The organism is Paracoccus yibinensis (assembly GCF_030846195.1).
Lineage (GTDB): Bacteria > Pseudomonadota > Alphaproteobacteria > Rhodobacterales > Rhodobacteraceae > Paracoccus > Paracoccus yibinensis.
Map to the genome: position 1 here is coordinate 1 of NZ_JAVCWH010000058.1, position 2,125 is coordinate 2,125.

A 2,125-nucleotide genomic window follows, 5' to 3' on the forward strand; every position below is an offset into this window, starting at 1 on the left:
CTGTTCCGACCCTGCCGCTTACCGGATACCTGTCCGCCTTTCTCCCTTCGGGAAGCGTGGCGCTTTCTCATAGCTCACGCTGTAGGTATCTCAGTTCGGTGTAGGTCGTTCGCTCCAAGCTGGGCTGTGTGCACGAACCCCCCGTTCAGCCCGACCGCTGCGCCTTATCCGGTAACTATCGTCTTGAGTCCAACCCGGTAAGACACGACTTATCGCCACTGGCAGCAGCCACTGGTAACAGGATTAGCAGAGCGAGGTATGTAGGCGGTGCTACAGAGTTCTTGAAGTGGTGGCCTAACTACGGCTACACTAGAAGAACAGTATTTGGTATCTGCGCTCTGCTGAAGCCAGTTACCTTCGGAAAAAGAGTTGGTAGCTCTTGATCCGGCAAACAAACCACCGCTGGTAGCGGTGGTTTTTTTGTTTGCAAGCAGCAGATTACGCGCAGAAAAAAAGGATCTCAAGAAGATCCTTTGATCTTTTCTACGGGGTCTGACGCTCAGTGGAACGAAAACTCACGTTAAGGGATTTTGGTCATGAGATTATCAAAAAGGATCTTCACCTAGATCCTTTTAAATTAAAAATGAAGTTTTAAATCAATCTAAAGTATATATGAGTAAACTTGGTCTGACAGTTAGAAAAACTCATCGAGCATCAAATGAAACTGCAATTTATTCATATCAGGATTATCAATACCATATTTTTGAAAAAGCCGTTTCTGTAATGAAGGAGAAAACTCACCGAGGCAGTTCCATAGGATGGCAAGATCCTGGTATCGGTCTGCGATTCCGACTCGTCCAACATCAATACAACCTATTAATTTCCCCTCGTCAAAAATAAGGTTATCAAGTGAGAAATCACCATGAGTGACGACTGAATCCGGTGAGAATGGCAAAAGTTTATGCATTTCTTTCCAGACTTGTTCAACAGGCCAGCCATTACGCTCGTCATCAAAATCACTCGCATCAACCAAACCGTTATTCATTCGTGATTGCGCCTGAGCGAAACGAAATACGCGATCGCTGTTAAAAGGACAATTACAAACAGGAATCGAATGCAACCGGCGCAGGAACACTGCCAGCGCATCAACAATATTTTCACCTGAATCAGGATATTCTTCTAATACCTGGAATGCTGTTTTCCCAGGGATCGCAGTGGTGAGTAACCATGCATCATCAGGAGTACGGATAAAATGCTTGATGGTCGGAAGAGGCATAAATTCCGTCAGCCAGTTTAGTCTGACCATCTCATCTGTAACATCATTGGCAACGCTACCTTTGCCATGTTTCAGAAACAACTCTGGCGCATCGGGCTTCCCATACAATCGATAGATTGTCGCACCTGATTGCCCGACATTATCGCGAGCCCATTTATACCCATATAAATCAGCATCCATGTTGGAATTTAATCGCGGCCTAGAGCAAGACGTTTCCCGTTGAATATGGCTCATACTCTTCCTTTTTCAATATTATTGAAGCATTTATCAGGGTTATTGTCTCATGAGCGGATACATATTTGAATGTATTTAGAAAAATAAACAAATAGGGGTTCCGCGCACATTTCCCCGAAAAGTGCCACCTGACGTCTAAGAAACCATTATTATCATGACATTAACCTATAAAAATAGGCGTATCACGAGGCCCTTTTGTCTCGCGCGTTTCGGTGATGACGGTGAAAACCTCTGACACATGCAGCTCCCGGAGACTGTCACAGCTTGTCTGTAAGCGGATGCCGGGAGCAGACAAGCCCGTCAGGGCGCGTCAGCGGGTGTTGGCGGGTGTCGGGGCTGGCTTAACTATGCGGCATCAGAGCAGATTGTACTGAGAGTGCACCATATGCGGTGTGAAATACCGCACAGATGCGTAAGGAGAAAATACCGCATCAGGCGCCATTCGCCATTCAGGCTGCGCAACTGTTGGGAAGGGCGATCGGTGCGGGCCTCTTCGCTATTACGCCAGCTGGCGAAAGGGGGATGTGCTGCAAGGCGATTAAGTTGGGTAACGCCAGGGTTTTCCCAGTCACGACGTTGTAAAACGACGGCCAGTGAATTGCCTGATGCGGTATTTTCATTAATGCAGAATTCCCATCATCAATAATATACCTTATTTTGGATTGAAGCCAATAT

1 protein-coding gene and 1 pseudogene are annotated in these 2,125 nt (G+C 46.5%); both read right to left on the bottom strand.

Annotation, left to right across the window (positions count from 1 at the left end):
- Window positions 1–634: 634 nt before the first annotated feature.
- Window positions 635–1,450, bottom strand: a complete 816-nt coding sequence (aph(3')-Ia, locus tag RAH32_RS21400) for an aminoglycoside O-phosphotransferase APH(3')-Ia (RefSeq protein ID WP_306610406.1) — start codon at window positions 1,448–1,450, stop codon at window positions 635–637.
- A 435-nt stretch (window positions 1,451–1,885) separates the two neighbouring features.
- Window positions 1,886–2,074 (bottom strand): annotated as a pseudogene (locus RAH32_RS21405) (hypothetical protein); the annotation flags it as partial.
- Window positions 2,075–2,125 lie beyond the last annotated feature (51 nt).